Annotated in this window: 20 protein-coding genes; 1 reads left to right on the top strand and 19 read right to left on the bottom strand. The window is 36.7% G+C overall.

Going from position 1 to position 19,991, the window contains the following annotated elements:
- From BCR24_RS01205 to hprK, 5 genes are all read right to left on the bottom strand, one after another.
- Window positions 1-444 (bottom strand): DUF948 domain-containing protein, encoded by a 444-nt coding sequence (locus tag BCR24_RS01205; RefSeq protein ID WP_069638729.1) that lies wholly within the window; start codon window positions 442-444, stop codon window positions 1-3.
- Window positions 445-749: 305 nt separating this feature from the next.
- Entirely contained in the window at window positions 750-1,646 is an 897-nt protein-coding gene (galU, locus tag BCR24_RS01210; RefSeq protein WP_069638730.1) for a UTP--glucose-1-phosphate uridylyltransferase GalU, read from the bottom strand.
- A gap of 20 nt (window positions 1,647-1,666) precedes the next feature.
- Window positions 1,667-2,683 carry an NAD(P)H-dependent glycerol-3-phosphate dehydrogenase gene (locus BCR24_RS01215; protein ID WP_069638731.1) on the bottom strand — a complete coding sequence of 339 codons (1,017 nt, stop codon included), beginning with the start codon at window positions 2,681-2,683 and terminating at the stop codon, window positions 1,667-1,669.
- Between the two features lie 408 nt (window positions 2,684-3,091).
- Entirely contained in the window at window positions 3,092-3,922 is an 831-nt protein-coding gene (gene lgt, locus BCR24_RS01220) for a prolipoprotein diacylglyceryl transferase (RefSeq protein WP_069638732.1), read from the bottom strand.
- Window positions 3,923-4,213: 291 nt separating this feature from the next.
- Window positions 4,214-5,152, bottom strand: a complete 939-nt coding sequence (gene hprK / locus BCR24_RS01225) for an HPr(Ser) kinase/phosphatase (protein ID WP_069638733.1) — start codon at window positions 5,150-5,152, stop codon at window positions 4,214-4,216.
- Between the two features lie 253 nt (window positions 5,153-5,405).
- On the opposite strand from hprK, the gene BCR24_RS01230 reads away from it, so the two are divergent.
- Entirely contained in the window at window positions 5,406-6,380 is a 975-nt protein-coding gene (locus BCR24_RS01230) for a GIY-YIG nuclease family protein (protein ID WP_069638734.1), read from the top strand.
- A gap of 36 nt (window positions 6,381-6,416) precedes the next feature.
- Here the strand turns inward: BCR24_RS01230 and BCR24_RS01235 are convergent, their stop codons facing one another.
- The 14 genes from BCR24_RS01235 to BCR24_RS01300 form a co-directional block, all read right to left on the bottom strand.
- The gene (locus tag BCR24_RS01235) at window positions 6,417-6,776 is read right to left on the bottom strand and encodes a phage holin family protein (protein WP_069638735.1); all 360 of its coding nucleotides are present in this window, start codon (window positions 6,774-6,776) and stop codon (window positions 6,417-6,419) included.
- Complete coding sequence (locus tag BCR24_RS01240; protein ID WP_069638736.1) at window positions 6,776-7,096, bottom strand: PspC domain-containing protein; 321 nt, start codon at window positions 7,094-7,096, stop codon at window positions 6,776-6,778. The genes BCR24_RS01235 and BCR24_RS01240 overlap by 1 nt, the downstream gene beginning before the upstream one ends.
- 169 nt (window positions 7,097-7,265) lie before the next feature.
- Window positions 7,266-8,864 carry a daptomycin-sensing surface protein LiaX gene (gene liaX, locus BCR24_RS01245; protein ID WP_069638737.1) on the bottom strand — a complete coding sequence of 533 codons (1,599 nt, stop codon included), beginning with the start codon at window positions 8,862-8,864 and terminating at the stop codon, window positions 7,266-7,268.
- A 319-nt stretch (window positions 8,865-9,183) separates the two neighbouring features.
- The gene (locus BCR24_RS01250; protein ID WP_069638738.1) at window positions 9,184-10,485 is read right to left on the bottom strand and encodes a pyrimidine-nucleoside phosphorylase; all 1,302 of its coding nucleotides are present in this window, start codon (window positions 10,483-10,485) and stop codon (window positions 9,184-9,186) included.
- Between the two features lie 33 nt (window positions 10,486-10,518).
- On the bottom strand, window positions 10,519-11,190 hold the full coding sequence (gene deoC, locus BCR24_RS01255) for a deoxyribose-phosphate aldolase (RefSeq protein WP_069638739.1): 672 nt from the start codon (window positions 11,188-11,190) through the stop codon (window positions 10,519-10,521).
- Window positions 11,191-11,297: 107 nt separating this feature from the next.
- Complete coding sequence (locus BCR24_RS01260; RefSeq protein ID WP_069638833.1) at window positions 11,298-12,236, bottom strand: DNA-binding transcriptional repressor DeoR; 939 nt, start codon at window positions 12,234-12,236, stop codon at window positions 11,298-11,300.
- Between the two features lie 70 nt (window positions 12,237-12,306).
- Window positions 12,307-13,068, bottom strand: coding sequence for a tyrosine-protein phosphatase (locus BCR24_RS01265; RefSeq protein ID WP_069638740.1), 762 nt, complete (start codon window positions 13,066-13,068; stop codon window positions 12,307-12,309).
- A 15-nt stretch (window positions 13,069-13,083) separates the two neighbouring features.
- A complete protein-coding gene (uhpT, locus tag BCR24_RS01270) occupies window positions 13,084-14,463 on the bottom strand; it encodes a hexose-6-phosphate:phosphate antiporter (protein ID WP_069638741.1) in 1,380 nt (459 codons plus the stop codon).
- A gap of 210 nt (window positions 14,464-14,673) precedes the next feature.
- Window positions 14,674-15,345, bottom strand: a complete 672-nt coding sequence (gene phoU / locus BCR24_RS01275; RefSeq protein ID WP_069638742.1) for a phosphate signaling complex protein PhoU — start codon at window positions 15,343-15,345, stop codon at window positions 14,674-14,676.
- Window positions 15,346-15,365: 20 nt separating this feature from the next.
- A complete protein-coding gene (gene pstB, locus BCR24_RS01280) occupies window positions 15,366-16,124 on the bottom strand; it encodes a phosphate ABC transporter ATP-binding protein PstB (protein ID WP_069638743.1) in 759 nt (252 codons plus the stop codon).
- A 10-nt stretch (window positions 16,125-16,134) separates the two neighbouring features.
- The gene (pstB, locus tag BCR24_RS01285; protein ID WP_069638744.1) at window positions 16,135-16,935 is read right to left on the bottom strand and encodes a phosphate ABC transporter ATP-binding protein PstB; all 801 of its coding nucleotides are present in this window, start codon (window positions 16,933-16,935) and stop codon (window positions 16,135-16,137) included.
- Between the two features lie 16 nt (window positions 16,936-16,951).
- Window positions 16,952-17,836 (bottom strand): phosphate ABC transporter permease PstA, encoded by an 885-nt coding sequence (gene pstA / locus BCR24_RS01290; protein ID WP_069638745.1) that lies wholly within the window; start codon window positions 17,834-17,836, stop codon window positions 16,952-16,954.
- Window positions 17,836-18,756, bottom strand: coding sequence for a phosphate ABC transporter permease subunit PstC (pstC, locus tag BCR24_RS01295; RefSeq protein ID WP_069638746.1), 921 nt, complete (start codon window positions 18,754-18,756; stop codon window positions 17,836-17,838). Before pstC ends, pstA begins: the two co-directional genes overlap by 1 nt.
- Before the next feature lie 230 nt (window positions 18,757-18,986).
- Window positions 18,987-19,841 (bottom strand): phosphate ABC transporter substrate-binding protein PstS, encoded by an 855-nt coding sequence (locus tag BCR24_RS01300; RefSeq protein WP_069638747.1) that lies wholly within the window; start codon window positions 19,839-19,841, stop codon window positions 18,987-18,989.
- Window positions 19,842-19,991 lie beyond the last annotated feature (150 nt).

The raw sequence follows: 19,991 nt of genomic DNA on the forward strand, positions 1-19,991 counted from the left end.
TTATTTTGTTGTTTCACTAACTTTTGATGATTTTTTGGGACGAAATGCTCTAAATGCTGCGCCACCGACTTTACTAACCACACCAGCTTTTGCTGTTGTCTTACCAACTGCTCCAACTTTTCCAAGTAGATTTTTACTTGAATAATTCAGTTCGGAAACACTCTCACTTAACTCAGCTACTGCTTCAAATAATGGATCAATCGTCGCTACTTTTTTATTCACATCATCTAGCAACACATTACTTTTTACTAAAAGCCCTTCTACTTGTCTAGATAAGATATCTACATCTTTTGTAACAACCTCGATTGTTTTATTTGCTTCATCAACTGTAGTCGTCACTCGTTCTACCGTTTTCCCGATTTTCATCAAGACTAAAACAATAAATACTACTAATACAGCAAACGCTACTGCAGCAATAATCGCTGCAACCTCTCCACCTGTCATATCCTTGCTCCTTTCATCAATTATTTCATGTTCTTAGAATAACACCAACTGGTCTTTTTCACAAATTATTCAATTAACTTTGTTCCCCTAATTATAACAATTCATCGCATAACTCTCCACCAAAAATAGCAATAAACTTGATGATTTTTTGGGTAAAAAAATACGTGATTGGAACATAACTCTTTGAGTCATATCCCAATCACATGGAATTCATATAAACGGCGGGAGTAGAAGCAATCTCTTCAGAAATAAACACTCCTGTTCCAACCTCATCTCTAAAAGAAAAATAATACTACAGTTCATTTCTATTTCTTTTCATGTGTGTCTTTTTTAGCAAGTTGTGCCCCTAATTCAATAATGTAATCACGTAAATTGTCTTTAACTTCTGGGTGGACTAATCCATATTCAATACTAGTTTTCATAAAACCAAATTTATCCCCAACATCATAACGTTTACCAGTAAATTCTCTAGCAAATACACGTTGTGTTTTGTTCAAGGTATCAATAGCATCCGTTAATTGAATCTCACCACCTGCACCTGGCTCTTGTGATTCTAATACATGGAAAATTTCAGGTGTCAATAAATAACGACCAATAATCGCTAGATCACTTGGGGCTTCCTCAGGTGTTGGCTTTTCTACAAAACTATTCACATTGAACAATCCTTTAGAAACTTCAGCCTCTGGATTAATGATGCCATATTTCGATGTTTCTTCATGTGGTACTTTCATTACTGCAATCGTTGAGGCATGTGTTTCATCATAATCATTCATCAGTTGTTTAGACAACGGAATCTTATCTTCCATAATATCATCACCTAGCATTACGACAAACGGTTCATTGCCTACAAAGGCTTTCGCTTGCAGCACAGCATGACCTAAGCCTTTAGGATGTGATTGACGAATAAAATGAAGATTGACATCTGTCGTTTCTTCGACCAATTTTAATAAATCAGTTTTATTTTTCTCTCGAAGATTGCTTTCCAATTCAAAATTTGCATCAAAATGATCTTCGATCGGACGTTTTGCTTTCCCTGTAACAATCAAAATATCTTCGATTCCAGAAGCCAGTGCTTCTTCAACAATAAATTGAATCGTTGGTTTATCTACGATCGGCAACATTTCCTTTGCCATCGCTTTTGTCGCTGGTAAAAATCTTGTTCCCAGACCAGCCGCTGGAATAACCGCTTTTTTTACTTTCATGCCAATAGGCCTCCTAAAAATTATATAGAAAATTCATTTTCCGTTTTACCATCACGCAACATGATTTCTTTCGCTGCTTGTTTTACATCTTTGCCCTCATACAATACCTTATAAATTGCTGCTGTAATCGGCATATCCACATTCAACTGTTGAGATAACTCATAGGCTGCTTTCGTTGTTGAAACGCCTTCAACGATCATGCCCATATTCTCAAGGACTTCATCTAAGCTATGACCTTTTCCAAGTAGATTACCAGCTCGCCAATTCCGTGAATGAACACTTGTACACGTAACGATCAAATCACCAACTCCACTTAACCCGATGAAAGTCAGAGGATTTGCGCCCATTGCTACCCCTAAACGGCTGATTTCAGCTAAACCACGTGTCATGATTGCAGCTTTTGCATCGTCTCCAAAACCTAAGCCATGAATTGCCCCAGCCCCTAAAGCGATGATATTTTTCAAAGCCGCGCCGGTTTCAACACCGATCACATCATCATTCGTATAAATTCTAAAATAATCATTCATAAATAATGATTGAACATATTTGGCCGCTGCTATTTTCTCACTTGCCGCTGTAATCGTTGTAATATCATGAACAGCCACTTCCTCAGCATGACTCGGGCCAGATAAAACAACTACGCCTCTTCTTTTTTCTGTAGGAATCTCTTCCATCAAAACTTCAGATATTCGTTTATGACTGCCTTGTTCCAAGCCCTTACTCGCATGAATAATCAACGGCTGATTTTTACATTTCTCTGTGAACTCTTGTGCCACCGTTCGAATTGCTTTGGTGGGTACAACAAATAAGACAGCATCTGCCTCTTCGATACATTCTTCGAGCGATACCTTCCCTTGAATTGATTCTGGAATGACCAAATCAGGAAGATAATGATGATTCGTATGCTGAGTATTGATTTCATCAATTTGTGCCTTATTATGTCCCCAAATGCGAACCTCATGACCATTTTCTGCTAAAACCTGAGCCAATGCAGTTCCCCAAGAACCGGGACCTAAAACAGCAACTTTTTGTTTCATTGGTGAAAAACTCCTTTCAAAATAGAAAAGCTGAACGAATCGTTTAGCTCTGACAGAAAAATAGGAATAACTAACTGAGTCGCTCTTTGACTCATTTAGTTTTTATCTTTTTTCCGAAGAGCTGATTCAGTGATGCTAGATCATTGAAAAGCTGAACGAATCGTTTAGCTCTGACAGAAAAATAGGCAGCTGATTTAAGAATATTTTTTATTCTATAAGCAGATTGTCTATTCTCCAAAATACTGATTCGGTAAAACTGAATGAATCAAATAACTCAAATAGTCTTTAACAGGAATACTTTATGTTTTCCCGTTGCTAGTTCTTTTAAATAAATAAAACCAAATTACTCATTTTATAATTTCCATACCCATCTAACATTTTAACATAGGTGGGTCAGAATAGGCAGTTCTAAACAGCCTTTTTTACAGTTCCTTTTTCACGATTATAAAATGGGACCGCGCCTTTTTTCCGACGTATAATCAATACTACGATCGCCCCAAAAAATAATATTAAAGAAAACACTTGAGAGACGCGAATGCTACCAAAGGCATAAAGACTATCCGTCCGCATTCCTTCAATAAAGAATCGACCAAAAGAATACCAAATAACGTAACCTAAAACAACTTCTCCTTCTTTTAAGAAATCTTTCTTTTTCCTCAAAATGACCAATACAATAAAACCTAGCACATTCCAAATTGATTCATATAAAAAAGTCGGCTGATGATAAGTTCCATCAATATTCATATTATCAATAATAAACTTGGGCAAATGCAAGCCTTCTAAAAATGCTCGAGTGGTTGCTGGACCATATGCTTCGTGGTTCATAAAATTACCCCAACGTCCGATCCCTTGCGCCAAAATCACGCTAGGCGCAGCGATATCTAAAAAGGTCCACGTTGAAATAAATCGATGTCTTGTAAAGAAAAATAATGCAAGACCGCCACCGATCAAGCCGCCATAAATTGCTAGACCACCATTTCTAGTCAAAATAATTTCAATAGGGTTATCTACATAATCCTGCCATTGAAAAATTACATAATACAAACGTGCGCCAATAATGGCACTTGGCAGTCCCCACAACATAAAATCAATCACATCATCTTCTTTTAATCCCACACGAACTGCTTCACGACTGCTCAGCCAAACCGCTAGTACGATTCCTGAAACAATAATAATTGCATACCAGTACACAGATATCCCAAAAAGATTAAATGCTACTGGATTTACTTGTCCTAACATTTGGCTTCCTCCTAATTTAAAAGCGAAGCGGACTCATTTAACTCTGACAGAAAATAGGAAAATCTAAAAATGACGCTCTTTGTCATATTTAGATTTTATCTTTTTTCCAAGATGTTGCTTCATGAAGCTAGATAACGCTAAAAGCTGAATGAAGCGTTTGACATCGACGAAAAATAGGGAAATCTAAAAATGACGCTCATTGTCATATTTAGAGTTTATCTTTTTCCAAGATGTTGCTTCATGAAGCTAGATAAAACATCCGTAAAAACGGTCCACTTCGTTTTAGTTATACTATTCTACACCAGAATTTTCTTCAATCAATCTTGTTAAACGTTCTTCAAATGACTTAGTCGCATCATAGCCCATCGTTTTTGCACGGAAATTCATAGCAGCAACTTCAATAATGATTGCTACATTCCGACCAGTTTTCACAGGAATGCGAATTTGTGGCACATCAACACTGGCAATTTCTACCATTGCATCATCAGAACCTAAGCGGTCATATTTCTTATCTTTTTCCCAAGCTTCTAAATAAACAACAAGTTGAACCTGCATGAACCCTCGAACTGCACTTGCACCGAATAAGTTCATGACATCAATGATTCCAATCCCACGAATTTCGATCAAATGTTGCAAAATCTTCGGTGGCTCACCAACAACAGTCAATTCATCTTGCTGATAAACATCTACTCGGTCATCTGCAATCAATCGATGCCCACGTTTAATCAATTCTAAAGCAGTTTCACTTTTCCCAATTCCACTGTCCCCTTGGATCAGGACACCTAAACCATAAACATCGACTAAAACACCATGAACGCTGGTTCTTGCGGCTAAACGACTATCCAGATAACTTGATAACTCTCCTAGTAATCTCGAGGTTGAAATAGGGGAGCGCAACACAGCTAGCCCTTTTTCTTTAGCGGCCTGCACCATTTCTTCAGGCGCTTCCAATCCTCTAGAAATAATAAAAGCTGGGGTATCTTTTTCACATAAACGGCGCATGACCATCAAACGTTCTTCTGGTATCATCCGTTCAGAAAAAGTAATCTCTTTACTGCCAAACAATTGTAAACGATTATGAGGATAGTAATTAAAATAGCCAGTTAATTCCAATCCAGGTCGTGAAATATCCCCTGTCGTAATTTCTCTATTTAGACTTTCTTCATCGCCATACACGACTTCTAAAGAAAGCTTTTTTACCAGTTGATGTATTTTTACAACTTCTTCCATATTCTTAATTCATTCCTTCCTGTCCCCTACTCGTACCATTTTATCATTTCAGGTAGGAAGTTTCTAGCTATTAGGGAGATTGTCCTTGTTTTGTTGCTGGTGTCCGTTATATGGGGGCCCTTGTCCTTATTTTTCGCCCTATTCAGATCCAATAAAATGTGTTAAACGCTCTTGATTGACTATCATTAATTAATTTGTATACTTAGTTGTATCACTATGAATAGTCAAAAAACAACTTACTGGATGTGTCTTTATGCAAAATCCTTTGAAAGAACAAGCTAAAAATTTATCACTGAATCCTGGTGTCTACTTAATGAAAGATCGGCATGGAGATGTTATTTATGTTGGTAAAGCTAAAAAGCTACGGGAACGAGTCCTCAGTTACTTTGTCAAAAATAAGCAGCATTCTAGCAAAACGTTGCGACTAATCCAACAGCTAGCTGAATTTGACGTGATTGAGGTAGAGACTGAGCTCGATGCCTTACTTTTAGAATGTCGCCTGATCCAACAGTTCCGTCCCATTTATAATCGACAAATGAATTCTTTTGAAAAATACAACTACATTCAGATCAATACTGACAACGACGAAATCTCAATCAATATTCTTTCTGTCCCCACGCAAAAAAACTGTTTTGGTCCTTTTTCAACAAATAGAAAGCTTGTGGAATTAAAGCAAATATTGGAAAGCTTATACGAATTAAATCCAAGTGATTACTGGCATCAATCCTTTGCTAAACATCATACATTCCCTTTAACACATACAACGATTAAAACAGAGTTACTAGGTGCCTTTACCTTTGATAATCAATTACCGCAAAAACGGTTAGAAGCAAAAATGATTTTAGCCGCAGAAAATCATTCATTTGAAAAAGCCTTAAAATTACGAGAAGACTGGCAACTTCTCACTCGCTTTTTTGCGCAAAACAAAAAACTAGTCCTCGCTAATCAAGCCAGTTGGCAATTATTACAAATGACTACCCACTCAAAAATGAAGTTTTATCTAATTTATCAAGGTCTTGTTATCAATAGCCGAACGTTTACGAAACAAACTGTCGCGAAATACACATTTGATGAATTAGCAAATAAAATGCTGCCTAAGACGGAACCGAAAAACATCCAGCAATTTTCAAAAGAACAAGTCGATTTTATCAATATCCTCTACAGTTATATCAATCATCATAAAGAAGCTTTACTGATTGATTTGACTGTACCGTACGCAGAAAAATAAGGATCAAACCCAAGCGAGCACGTTGGGGTTTGATCCTTATTCATTATATTTATCTAAATTACGCTCACTGACGATTGTATTGACCAACGACATGATCACTGCCATTAGAATCGCCGCCCCGAAGCTGGAAAAACCAAAATTTAGTTCCCCAACGAAAGCAGAGGTCATCTTTAAAATCGCAGCATTTACAATAAAGCTAAATAAGCCAAATGTAAGCAAAGTAAATGGAAGTGATAAAATCGTCAACACAGGTTTTACTAACATATTCAGTATAGAAAGAACAAATGCTGCAATGATCGCCATCCAGATACTTCTTACATAAATCATATTTGGAAAAATCACTGAAAGTGAGACAAATGTCAACGTATTAACAATCAAACGTTGAAAGTACGTCATTAGAAGTCACTCCAGTCATCGTCATTTACTTTTTCAGCTTGTTTTCTTTGTTTTTGTCCATTTGCATAAGGGTTTGGATTATGCGTGTTTCGGTTGTACGGATTTTGATGTCCATAGTTGTTATTCCCTCTATTTCTGCCAGAAGGAATCAATACGGCTAAAACAATGTATAGAACAATTGGACTGCCGATAAAGATAAAGCTAGCCACTACGTACATCACGCGGACAATCGTAGGATCGATGCCTAACCATTCTGCAATTCCCGCTAGGGTTCCGGTAAATACCACATTATTGGGAGATTTTGTCAATCGTTTTCTCATTTTTTTCACCTCTCATCTCTTAAATTTTACAATAGAATGGATGAATAATCATCCTTTTTTTATTATTTTTCTTGTTATTGATAGTCACGAGGCATGAACGTTTTTAATGTTCATCCTCTTGACTATTTTTAAAGAATTGACTCTTTTCAAGCAATCAAGTTCTACACATTTATTTATCTGTGTCTTTTAAATAAATGTTTCCTGTTGTTGTAGAAGCGTTGATTTGCGCCATATCGTCGTCATTCAATCGTCTAAATTGTAGTAATTGATTGGTTCTTTCTTTCTTTTCACGAATCACATCGTAGTCACTTAAACGACTATTGATGCTGCCTAAACTTGTTTTGACTGTTCCTTCAACACCTAATTCTATTGGTAATGCAATTTTCACATTGCCATTTACAGAACTTGCTTCTACTTTACGTAAAGTCTTTTCTTTGGCTGTAATGCGGACATCACCATTGATCAATGAAACCCCTATTGTTTGTGGTGTTGCAGCAATCGTTACGGTGCCATTTACTGTTTCAATGATATTGTCTAGGATCTCACCATCTAAGACTTTGATATCTCCATTCACTCCTTCGATTTCAAGCATCGTTGCATCGATTTTGTTGAATGTGATTGAACCATTCGTTGATTTAGTATAAACATCTTTTGCTTGCAGTGATTCAATTGTCACATTGCCGTTCAACAATTTGATTGAAACATGGTCAAATGTTCGTTCTGGTAAGTAGAAGATTAGATCTGCACGAACACGTTTATTGGGAATTTGGAATGAAATCACTTCGTCATCCACATCGATTTGGCTTCTTTCTAAGAAAGCTTCCAGTGGTGTTTCAGCGTCCATTTTACCATAAAGTTTGATTTTCCCTTCAACTTTAACATCTGGTTGATCCCACGTCTTGAATACAATGTTTCCATTTGCTACTTTGACATCGATCAAGCTTGCTAAAGGTGCTGGATAATTAAATTCATGTTCAAATTTTGTTGTAGCAACACCAGGAACTTTGAAACTAACATCTTTCCATTCCATGTTATCATTCATTGTCTCAGAAAATGAATTGAATGTCTTTTTAAGGAATGATCCTAATTGAGAACCTGCTTCACTCATTTTTTCACCGACTTGATTGATCGTGTCTGTCGCTTGCTCTTTCCAATCATCTGGAATATCAAATTTTGAAGCAACACGATCTTTCGTTTCAGACCATTGCTCTTTACGAATATTTTTCAATTCAGCTTCTAGAGCAATTTTTTCTTGGATTCTTTCATCTAAAGAATCTTCTAACGCTTTGATTTCAGCCTCCAATGACGCTCTTTCATCTAAATCTTCAGGTGTTAATTCACTTAATTCTTCTTTAGTATTTAATTCCATTAATTTTTCTTGTGCTTCTTTGATTTCTTCTTTAACACCAGCGATTTCAGCATTGATCTCATCTAGCTCTACAGAAGCTCTGTTCGCTTCCGTTGCTAACGCATCTAGAATTTTTTCTAAACGCTCATGATCTTCAGCTTCTTTTGCTTTGATTTCTTCATCAGAAATCTCAGGTTCGATTGTTTCTTCTTCCTTGTTCTCTAACTTATTTAATAAATCTACGACTTTGTCATTCTCTTTTGTGTCAACAGTTGGATTTGTTACATTTACTTGGTCGGCAGCTTTTTTGATTTGTTTTTCATCTTTTTCTGTCGCCATATTTTCTAATAAGACTAAAGCTTCCTCTGAAGATAGGATACCTTTTTTAACTAAGTCTAATACTCTTTCTCTTTCTTTCATGGAAATTGCCTCCTTAGCAAATTTTTCACCCGAGGGTGTTTTCCTTATGTACCTATTATGCCTTCTTTTTAATCATTTGTCATAGGACTTAAGAATGAATTTTCGGTAGTCCTCAAGGGTAAGCACTAATTTATTTTCACTAAGCATTGATTTTAAGTACTTATAATAGAAGAAACACTATCTTTATATCAAAAAGCAGCCGCTTTTGTCCCATCACTGATCCAAAATGAGAGTGTGAAACAAAACGTATTTTAGTTTTGCCTCACACTCTGCTATTTATATATGAAACATACCCTTTTTACTTTTTTAACTCCTTAGGTCAATTGTGGATCTCACGATAAATCAATTGACTTTCAGGTATATCTGAACCAATGCGAACATTGTCTTTGATCATCTCTTGTACAGCTGTAACATCTTCTTGATTGGCAAAAATCGTCACTAAGCTGTCACCTTTTTTAACTGGATCTCCGACTTTTTTTCTTAAAATTAACCCAACTGCTAAGTCGATATCCTCTTCTTTTGTTTCACGTCCTGCCCCAAGTTTCATTGCTGCGACACCAATATTATCAGCAACAATTTCTGTGACAAAACCGTCTGAATCCGCGATAACTTCTATTTCAAATCTGGCTTGCGGTAATAAAGTAGGATTCTCTATCCAGTCAGGATCTCCTCCTTGGTTTTTGATGAACTGTTTGAATTTCACTAAAGCTGATCCATCTTTGATCACACCTTGTAGTAATTCCCTTGCTTCTTCTAGAGAATCTGTTTTTCCAGCGAGGACCACCATTTGACTCCCCAAAGTCAAGACTAATTCAGTTAAATCGGCTGGCCCATTTCCATGCAAGGTATCGATTGCTTCTTTTACCTCTAAAGAGTTTCCGATGGCATTACCAAGCGGTTGCGACATATCAGAGATGATGGCCATTGTATTTCTTCCAACTAAGTTACCTATTCGAACCATCGCTGATGCTAATTCGATTGCATCTTCTTCGGTTTTCATAAAGGCACCTGCACCAGTTTTAACATCCAAAACAATAGCATCTGCACCCGCTGCAATTTTTTTACTCATAATTGAACTGGCAATCAATGGGATTGAACTAACCGTTGCTGTCACGTCTCTTAATGCGTAAAGTTTTTTATCTGCTGGAGTTAGATTTCCTGATTGGCCGATTACTGAAATTTTATCTCGGTTGACCATTTCAGTAAATTGATCGTCTGTCAATTCTACATGAAACCCATCAAAGGCTTCTAGCTTGTCGATTGTACCACCTGTGTGACCTAAACCGCGACCAGACATTTTTGCAAAAGGAATATCAAGAGCGGCCACAAGAGGTGCTAAGACTAATGTTGTTGTATCCCCAACACCGCCTGTTGAATGTTTATCTACTTTAATACCTTCGATAGCCGATAAATCGATCACATCACCAGAATGGACCATCGCTAAGGTTAGATTTGCTCTTTCCTCATCTGACATATCTTGGAAATAAACAGCCATTAAAAAAGCACTTACTTGATAATCTGGGATTGTTTCATTTGTTAGACCCGCGATAAAAAACTCGATCTCTTCTTTACTCAGTTCATTACCATTCCGTTTTTTTTCAATAATATCAACCATTCTCATCATTCGTACCTCACAATCTCAATTGTTTAACACTTAATATCCACCTGTCGTATCGTTGATTGTCGCATCAACGATTGCCACACTTGAACTAGCACCAACTCTTGATGCCCCTGCATGGATCATCGCTTTAGCATCTTCTGCATTACGAACACCACCCGATGCTTTTACACCGATATTCGGACCAACTGTTTTACGCATCAAAGCGATATCTTTGATGGTCGCTCCTCCTGTTGAAAAGCCAGTTGATGTTTTAACAAAGTCGGCCCCAGCTTGAACAGATAATTTTGAAGCTATTACTATTTCTCTATCTGTTAGTATGCAGTTTTCAAGTATCACTTTAACTAGAGCTTTTCCTTTAGCCGCCAAGACGACTGCTTCAATATCTTTTAAAACCGTTTCCTCATCACCCGATTTTAACGCACCAACATTTATGACCATATCAACTTCTGTTGCACCATTTTTAATCGCATCTGCTGCTTCAAATGCTTTTGTTGCCGTTGTACTAGCTCCTAGAGGAAATCCAATAACTGTACAAACTTCTACCGATGTTCCAGCTAACTCTTTACTCGCTTTGGCTACCCAGTAAGGATTCACGCAAACAGAAGCAAATTCATATTTTTTTGCTTCTTCAATCAAGCGCATTAAGGCCTGCTCATCCGCTTCCGGTTTTAATAATGTGTGATCGATCATTTTGTTTATATTCATTAACACTCTTCCTTCCAGAAATTCCGTTCTTAAAAACTGAAATTTCGTTCATATAAAATAGTTATAAAAGAGTAGTCTATATTCTCTACTCCTGTTTTTCAATATAATTAGTGATTTAAAAGTTTCATTGCTGTAAACTTATCGATCAATAAAACATTTGCATAACCACCAACTAGTGCACCGTGGATTGCTTTGATTTTACGATCGCCTCCAGCAATCAAAATAGCTTTTTCTTTGGTCTTCAGTTCCTCAAGCTCAATACCAATCGTTCGACCATTGATTTCCTCATCACTGATTTGTCCCTTTTCATTAAAGAATCTCGAACAGATATCACCTACCGCATTCGCTTTAAGGGATTTTTCTTCTGATTCTGTAAAATAACCTAAGCGAAAATGCAACGACTCACTTTGTACGGTTCCAACTGTAAAAACTGCTATATTTGCTTGTCTTCCTAATTCGATAACCTTACTAATATGACGATCAGCTACAACCAAGTCCTTCGCTTTTTTACTATCTAAAATAACGGGTAAAGGAAATGTTCTAGCTTTTGTATTTAACATTTCAGCAAACAGCGTAATCGTCTCAAACGCATAATTATTCACATCAAAGTACGCTATACCACCTTTTAACTGAACAACTTCTACACCTTTAACATCGAGACGGCTCATCTTAGAAACAGTCTTATGCATCGTTGTGCCCCAGCTAACACCGACAATATCTCCACTTTTAATCGTATCCTCAAGATATTCAGCAGCATATGATGTCAAATATTCTGAAATTGAATTGTAATTGGGATCAGGTGAAAAAGCAACATGGACTTCTTCTAAGCCATATTTTTCTTTTAACTTTTTTTCAATTTCAAACAGATCAGAAAAAGGATCAAAAATCGTGATTTGAACATACCCTTTTTCTTTTGCATACTGTAATAGTCGTGAAATTGTTGGACGTGAAACATTTAATTTTTCAGCAATTTCCTGTTGACTAAGCGAAGATTGATAATAGAGTCTTGCCACTTCAATACTAAGCTGTTGTTTTTCTTTATCCATACTCATTGTCCGTTCCTTATTATTTACGCTCATTATAGCAAGAACTAGCAAGGATGACAAATTGACTTTTTTAGTTAGCCAAATAAATACTTCTTAACTCAGCTAGCTTTTGTTGATCAAAGTTCAAACATTGCGCAGCATATTGTTCGGTAGTACCAAAATTTTTCTCAATTAAATTTAGTGCATGATCCAGATAATCCTCTTTTACATAAAGAGCTGTTGCTAAGGATTCAAGTTGTTCTTCATTAAATCCTTGTTCTCTGAATTGTTGTACTAAGCTATCATTTGCGGATTTTCTTTCCGTGTTGGTGATCAAGAAATCTTTATAGATTGCTTCTTTGTCTACGTCTAATAGTGACAATAACAAAGCTGAAGCATAGCCAGTTCGGTCTTTTCCAGCAAAACAATGAAAAATTGTCGCTCCGTCTTTATTGGCTAAAATGTAGTCCATAAATTCAGTAAAGCCTTCTTGTGCCCCTGGATTCAAGATTAAATCTTCATAGACACCTAGCATATGTTTATCGACTGCTTCAACTGACTTTAATTTAGCAAAATCTGCTAAGCTTGAATTTTTGGCATTCATTTTTCCTAATAAATCTAAATTGATATACTCCACTTCTTCTATCGGTGTATCTGGTGACTCACTGATTTCAAAGCCACGCCTAAAATCAATGATTCTGGTTAGATTAAACGTTTCAACTAAAACAGATTGGGTTTCTTTGTCTAAATTTACTAGATGACCCGACCGTAGTAGTTTTTTTTGCTTCACTGTTTTTCCTTCTTTGTTCTTGATTCCACCTAAATCTCTAAAGTTTGTAATTTGTCTGTTCATTTGTTTATTCCACCTTTATGCCTTTACTTTTTTCCTTCTTCTTTCTTCTGCTAAAGCAACGATTCCCAAAAGAACAGCAATGATCACGATTGAAATGTAAAAAATGATAAAGGTATCATTCCAACCATGTAACACGTGACCAAAGAAATTCACGCCTTCTTTTGATGGATCAGAAATTTTTGCTAGAAGAATTTTTGCCATTGAGTCCCCGAATAGATAAGCAAAAGCGCCTAATAAACCACCAGAGACAACTGTCGCTTTTTTAGGAACAAATCCTAGCATAGATAAATTGATCAATAGTTGCGGACCAAAGACCATCATCCCCAACATGAATAATGAGGCATTGATCACAAATTCTGTTGTCCCAAGCTGGTACCCTATAATCCCGATTGGTAATAAGATAGTGCTGATTGTAGCCACTAAGGCTGGCCGCCCTTTTAATAAGTCTGAGATATAGCCCCAAGCCAGACAACCTATCAATGCGCCCATCTCAAAGTAAAAAATCGTTTGTGCCGCTGCTTCTTGTGAAAAATTCAAATGTTCTGTTACGTATAACGGAGCCCAATTATCGATACCGATCCGCACAATGTAAACAAAAACATTCGCTACGCATAATACCCAAATATAAGGATTCGTTAATAAATATTTTTTAAAGATCTCCCACTTTGTTAAGTGTTCAGCATCAATATTTGCTTCTTCTACTGGTTCACCAAAGATTTCTTCACTGGAATTCCAACCAAGGTCTTCTGGTCGATTCTTCCCAATAAAAAAAGTAATGATGGCAACTATAGCCGCAACAATTGCTGGAATAATAAACATTCCGGCAACTTGTCCTTTGAAGAAAGTCGTTGCACACCACACAGCAAAAATCCCTGCAAAACCTCCGCCAATATTGTGAGAGGCATTCCATAACCCAATATACCGACCACGATTGCTTCTAGTCGTCCACTGGGTAATCACTGAAGCACAACTAGGACCGCCCACACATTGGAACAAGCCATTCAGTGACCATAATACAACGATCCAGCCCATCGGGACATTATTCATCGTAAACAAAATCCCCATACATAAAACAGTGATCGAAGAGAGTAACAACAAAATCGATAAAATTTTCTTCGTATTTTTACCGTCTACAAGATACCCAACTATAAATTTACCAAAGCCATAAACAATTGAAAAGACAAATCCGATATAACCAAGATCAGTCGTAGTCAGACCTAATTGACTTTTTAATAAGGGCTGGGCGGCTTTAAAATTATTACGAATCATATACATCGTGATGTAGATGACTACAACGACCAAAAACGGTTTCATAAATTCCTTAAACCATTGTTTCCGCTGTTCAATCAAGGATGGACGTTTCACATTACCAACAACAACATTTGTTTCTTCCAAATTAACTCACCCCAAAATTTTAATTATAATGGTTAGCGCTTTCCAATATATTTGTATAATACACGAGGTAAGAACAAATGTAAACATATTGTTGAAATTATGTTCAAATTTATTTTTTACATTAATGAGATTAAAAAAACGAACTAAAAACAAAAAAATAGACCAAAACAAACTGTTTTGATCTACTCTCAAATAAATTGTTTTACTGATTTATTCGTCGTGATTGCTATTTAGCTCTGTGATTTTTCCAGTCGCTAGATAAACGATCCATTCACAGATATTTGTGACATAATCGCCAATGCGCTCTAAATACGTTGCTACATGAAGATAATCTGTTCCACTGACAACCGTCTCAGGATTCGCCTGCATCGCCTTGATGGAATGGCTATATATACTATCAAAATACTCATTTACGCGAGTATCCATTTTAGCGATCATCCGCGCATCTTTTTGATCTGTTTTGACATAAGCGATCAGTACGTTATCAACCATTTTTTTAACATAGTCTGACATATCTGAAATTTCTTTTTCGATTTCTGGGATTCTTGTTTCCCCTTTTAAACGAATTGTTGATTTTGCAATTGAAACTGCATGATCTGCCATTCTCTCTAAATCTGAACTAGCTTTCATCACGGTAATGATCATTCTTAAATCTGTTGTAACGGGTTGTTGTAAAGCAATCATTTCAAAACTTTTCTTCTCAAGCTTGACTTCCATATCATTGATTTGTACATCGTAATCAATGACTTCATTTGCAATTTTTTTATCATGGTTAATATAAGCACGGACTGATTTATGTACAACATTACTTACCATCATCCCCATCTCATAAAATTGATTATGCAAATTCAATAATTCTTCTTCAAACTGGCTGCGCAACATGTGTTTTCCTCCTTTATTGTTTAACCAAATTTTCCAGAAATATAGTCTTCGGTTTGTTTTTCTTTAGGATTCAAAAATATTTTCTTTGTATCATTAAATTCTATCAATTCCCCTTGTAAAAAGAACGCTGTTTTATCAGAAATCCGTGATGCTTGGGACATGTTGTGTGTCACCATGATCATCGTATATTTCTCTTTCAATGTTAAAAGCATGTTTTCGATTTTACCACTTGAAACCGGATCAAGGGCACTTGTCGGCTCGTCCAGTAAAATGATCTCAGGATCGACTGCTAAAACCCGAGCAATACACACACGTTGTTGTTGCCCACCTGACAATGATAAAGCACTTTTATGCAGTTTATCTTTTACGTCATCCCAAACTGATGCCGCTTTTAAACTGTTTTCGACTGCTTCATCTAATACTTGCTTATTCTTTTCACCTTTTAAACGCAAACCATAAATCACATTTTCATAGATAGAAAAAGGAAATGGATTCGGTTGTTGAAAGACCATTCCGATTTCTTTTCGTAAATCTACAATATCTGTCTTAGGTCCGTAGATATCTTTGCCTTTATACACAACGCTTCCCGTAATCGTTACCCCAGGAATTAAATCATTCATTCGGTTCAACGAACGTAAATAAGTAGACTTACCACAACCAGACGGTCCGATCATTGCCGTAATTTCTCCTTGATTGATGCTTAAATCAATCCCTTTAAGTGCTTCTTTTTTTCCATAATATAAATGCAAATCTTTTGATGAGATAATTTCGTTTGTCATCGTACTCCTCCTAACCAAAATGTCCAGAAACATAGTCTTCTGTCGCTTGAATTTTTGGTCGTGTAAAGATTTTTCTTGTTTCATCGTATTCAATTACTTTTCCTAGATAGAAAAAGGCTGTGTAATCACTGATACGAGCAGCTTGTTGCATATTATGTGTCACAATGATGATTGTGTAATCATCTTTCAAATTAACTAAGGTTTCCTCTACTTTACCAGTCGAAATAGGGTCTAGCGCACTCGCTGGTTCATCTAAAAGTAAAATATCTGGTTTCATGGCGATTGCTCTGGCAATACATAAGCGTTGTTGTTGCCCACCAGATAAAGCTAACGCACTTTTGTCTAAATTATCTTTGACTTGATCCCAAAGTGCCGCCTGTTTTAAACTCGTTTCGACAATTTCATCTAACTTTTTCTTATCTTTTTCACCATGCTGTTTTAAAGCAAATGTAATATTCTCATAGATTGATTTGCTAAAAGGATTGGGACGTTGAAATACCATGCCGATCCGTTTACGCATTTCGTAAACATCTACTTCTTTCGTATTAACATTCACCTCTTTGTACATGATTTTACCAGTTACTCTAGTATTGGCGATCCCATCATTCATCCGATTAAGCGAACGTAAATAGGTTGATTTACCGCAGCCAGATGGTCCAATTAAAGCGGTGATCTTATTTTTTTCAAATTCTAGATCAACACCTTTGATTGCTTCGTTATCTCCATACCAGACATGTAAATCATCGGTATGCAAAGCGATCGGCTCTGGCAATTTTATAATATTCGTGTCATTTAAATTGTATTCTTTCATTCTGATTCCCCTAACATTAGGCTGATGTCATTCTTTTATATAATCTATTTCCGATAAAACGTGCACCAAAGTTAAATAGTAAAACGACTAAAATCAGAACAGCTGAAGCACCTGCCGAAACAGCTGCACCATCTGGCATCGTTCCCTCTGTATTAATTTTCCAAATATGGACAGCCAACGTTTCCGCTTGACGGAAGATACTAATCGGACTTGAAACGCTTAATGGGTTCCAGTTACTGAAATCTAAGGCTGGTGCACTTTGGCCAGCAGTGTAAATCAAAGCGGCGGCTTCACCAAAAATCCGCCCAGAACTTAAGATCACACCCGTTAATATTCCTGGTAAGGCTTCTGGAACAACAACTTTCAAGACTGTTTCCCAGCGGGATAAGCCCAATGACAGCCCAGCTTCTCGCTGTGTGTAATGAACGGCTTTTAATGATTCTTCAACGTTTCTTGTCAATAAAGGTAAGTTGAAAAATGTCAGTGCTAAAGCACCTGAAATAATGGAAAAACCATAACCCATCTGTACTACAAAAATCAAGAAACCAAACAAACCAACCACAACAGAAGGAAGTGAACTTAAAATTTCGATTGATGTACGGATCACATCAGTCAACCAATTTTTCTTTGCATACTCTGAAAGGTAAATACCAGCTCCTAAAGAAATAGGGAAGCTAATCAACATCGTAATCAATAGTAAGTAGAGTGAATTGAATAATTGAATCCCGATCCCCCCACCTGCTTGATAGGCTTTAGAAGGTTTTGTTAAAAAGTCCCAAGAAATATGAGGAATACCGCGGACAAGAATATAAAGTAGCAATGCTGCCAAAATTAAAACAATCACACCTGAAATGGCATATAAAATACCTGTTGCAATTTTATCTGCTTTTTTTGCATTCATTATTTCAAGGCCCCTTTCTTACCAATGATCCGAATAATGATATTAAAGAATAAGGACATCAACAACAAGATCAAAGCAAGTGACCAAAGAACATTATTTTCTACTGTTCCCATGATAGTATTTCCAATGCCCATTGTTAAAATACTTGTCAAAGTTGAAGCTGGAGTTGTCAAACTTGATGGCATAATTGCTGCATTTCCGATAACCATTTGGATTGCTAACGCCTCCCCAAAGGCACGTGCCATTCCGAAAACAACAGCTGTCAATAAGCCTGGAACCGCCGCACGCAAGACCACTTTATAGATCGTTTGCCAGCGTGTTGCACCTAAGGCTAATGATGCTTCCCGATAATGCCGAGGAACCGATTTTAGTGCATCAACCGTCATCGTTGTAACAGTTGGTAAAATCATAACAAACAAAACAAAAGTCCCAGCTAAAATCCCAAAACCTGTACCGCCAAAAATTGAACGAATAAAGGGTACGATTACAGACAGCCCAATAAAGCCATAAACAACGGATGGAATCCCAACTAATAGTTCAATAACTGGTTGTAAAATTTTTGATCCTTTTTTCGGTGAAATTTCTGTCATAAATACTGCTGCACCAATTGCAAAGGGTGTTGCAATGATCGCAGATAAAAATGTGACAATAAAAGAACCTGCTATCATCGGCAAAGCGCCTACCATGGGTTTCCCATCCGTCCCAGTTTCACCTGGGTTCCAATTAGTACCGAATAAGAAATCAGAAACTTTGATTTTATTTGTAAAAAAGGTTGCTAAACCTTTACTAGCTACAAAATAAAAAATCGATAAAACAACCAAAACAATCAATGCGATGCAAAGAAAACTAATAAACTTCCCTCGCTGTTCCATTCTAGCGCGCTTTGATTTTGTTAATAACGTTTTCTGCACATCTTCCAAGAAAATTCCTCCTTATTTTAAAAGCATAACGTGCTCGTTCAGCTTCGACTGGAAAATAGGAAAAATGATTGAGGTGCTTTTTACCTCACTCACCTTTTATCCAACCAAACATAAATCTCCCGTTTGTTCAACACTTTCCATAATAAATTCAGTCTAACTTTCAAACATCAATTTGCGTTTAATAACATGTAAATCTTATGTTAAGTTTGTAAATTTTGTGTAAAGGCGGATTATTTAATAAGATTTCCTTGCCAATCCCGCTCTACTTTCATCTTAGAAACTGGAATATAGCCTAATTGACCAATGATTTTTTCCTGCACATCATCTGATAACATAAAGGCCAAAAATTCATCAGTTAATTGTTTTGGTTTTCCTAATGTATACATATGTTCATAAGACCAAATAAACCATTTATTGGTAACAACATTCTCATCAGTCGGTTTTACCCCATCAATACTTAGCGTGTTAACCTCATCATTAACATAGGAAAAAGCCGTGTAACTGATTGCTCCTGGAGTGTCTGCAACAATCGAGCGAACCATTCCACTTGAATCTTGTTCTTGCGCTTGAATCGCCGTTTTCCCATCTAATACCCAGCGTTCAAAAGTCACACGTGTACCACTTCCAGCAGCACGATTCAACAGGACAATCGGGATATCGTTTCCACCAATTTCTTTCCAATTGGTAATTTCTCCTAGAAAAATCTTTCTCAGGTTGTCTAACGAAATATCGGACAATCCAATATTCTTATTGACGATCGGCGTGATCCCCACTACCGCAACTTTATGATCTGTCAGTTTAGTGGCATCGATCCCTTTTTTCTCTTCTGCAAACAAGTCAGAGTTTCCAATGTCTACTGCCCCTGATTGTACTTGACTTAAACCTGTTCCACTTCCCCCACCTTGAACATTAACAAAACGTCCTGGGTTTTGATTTTGAAATTCTTCTGCCGCGGTTTCCACTAGCGGCTGAAGAGCTGATGAGCCAACTGCTGTGATCGATTCACCTCGATCGATCCACTTCGCACAGCCGGATAAAGTCAGTATTCCAATTAAACTAACAAATAATAGTATTTTCTTTTTCATTTATCTGATAATCCTCCAAACTCAATTCAATCACTTTATTTTAACATTAAGTGTTTCCATTGAAAATTATAAGTTGCTACAGCTTTTACTTTTTTGTAATAAAATAACAAAAAAACATTATAAACAAAATAAAAAGTGCAATCCGTTACT

It is taken from the genome of Enterococcus ureilyticus (genome assembly GCF_001730315.1).
Lineage (GTDB): Bacteria > Bacillota > Bacilli > Lactobacillales > Enterococcaceae > Enterococcus_L > Enterococcus_L ureilyticus.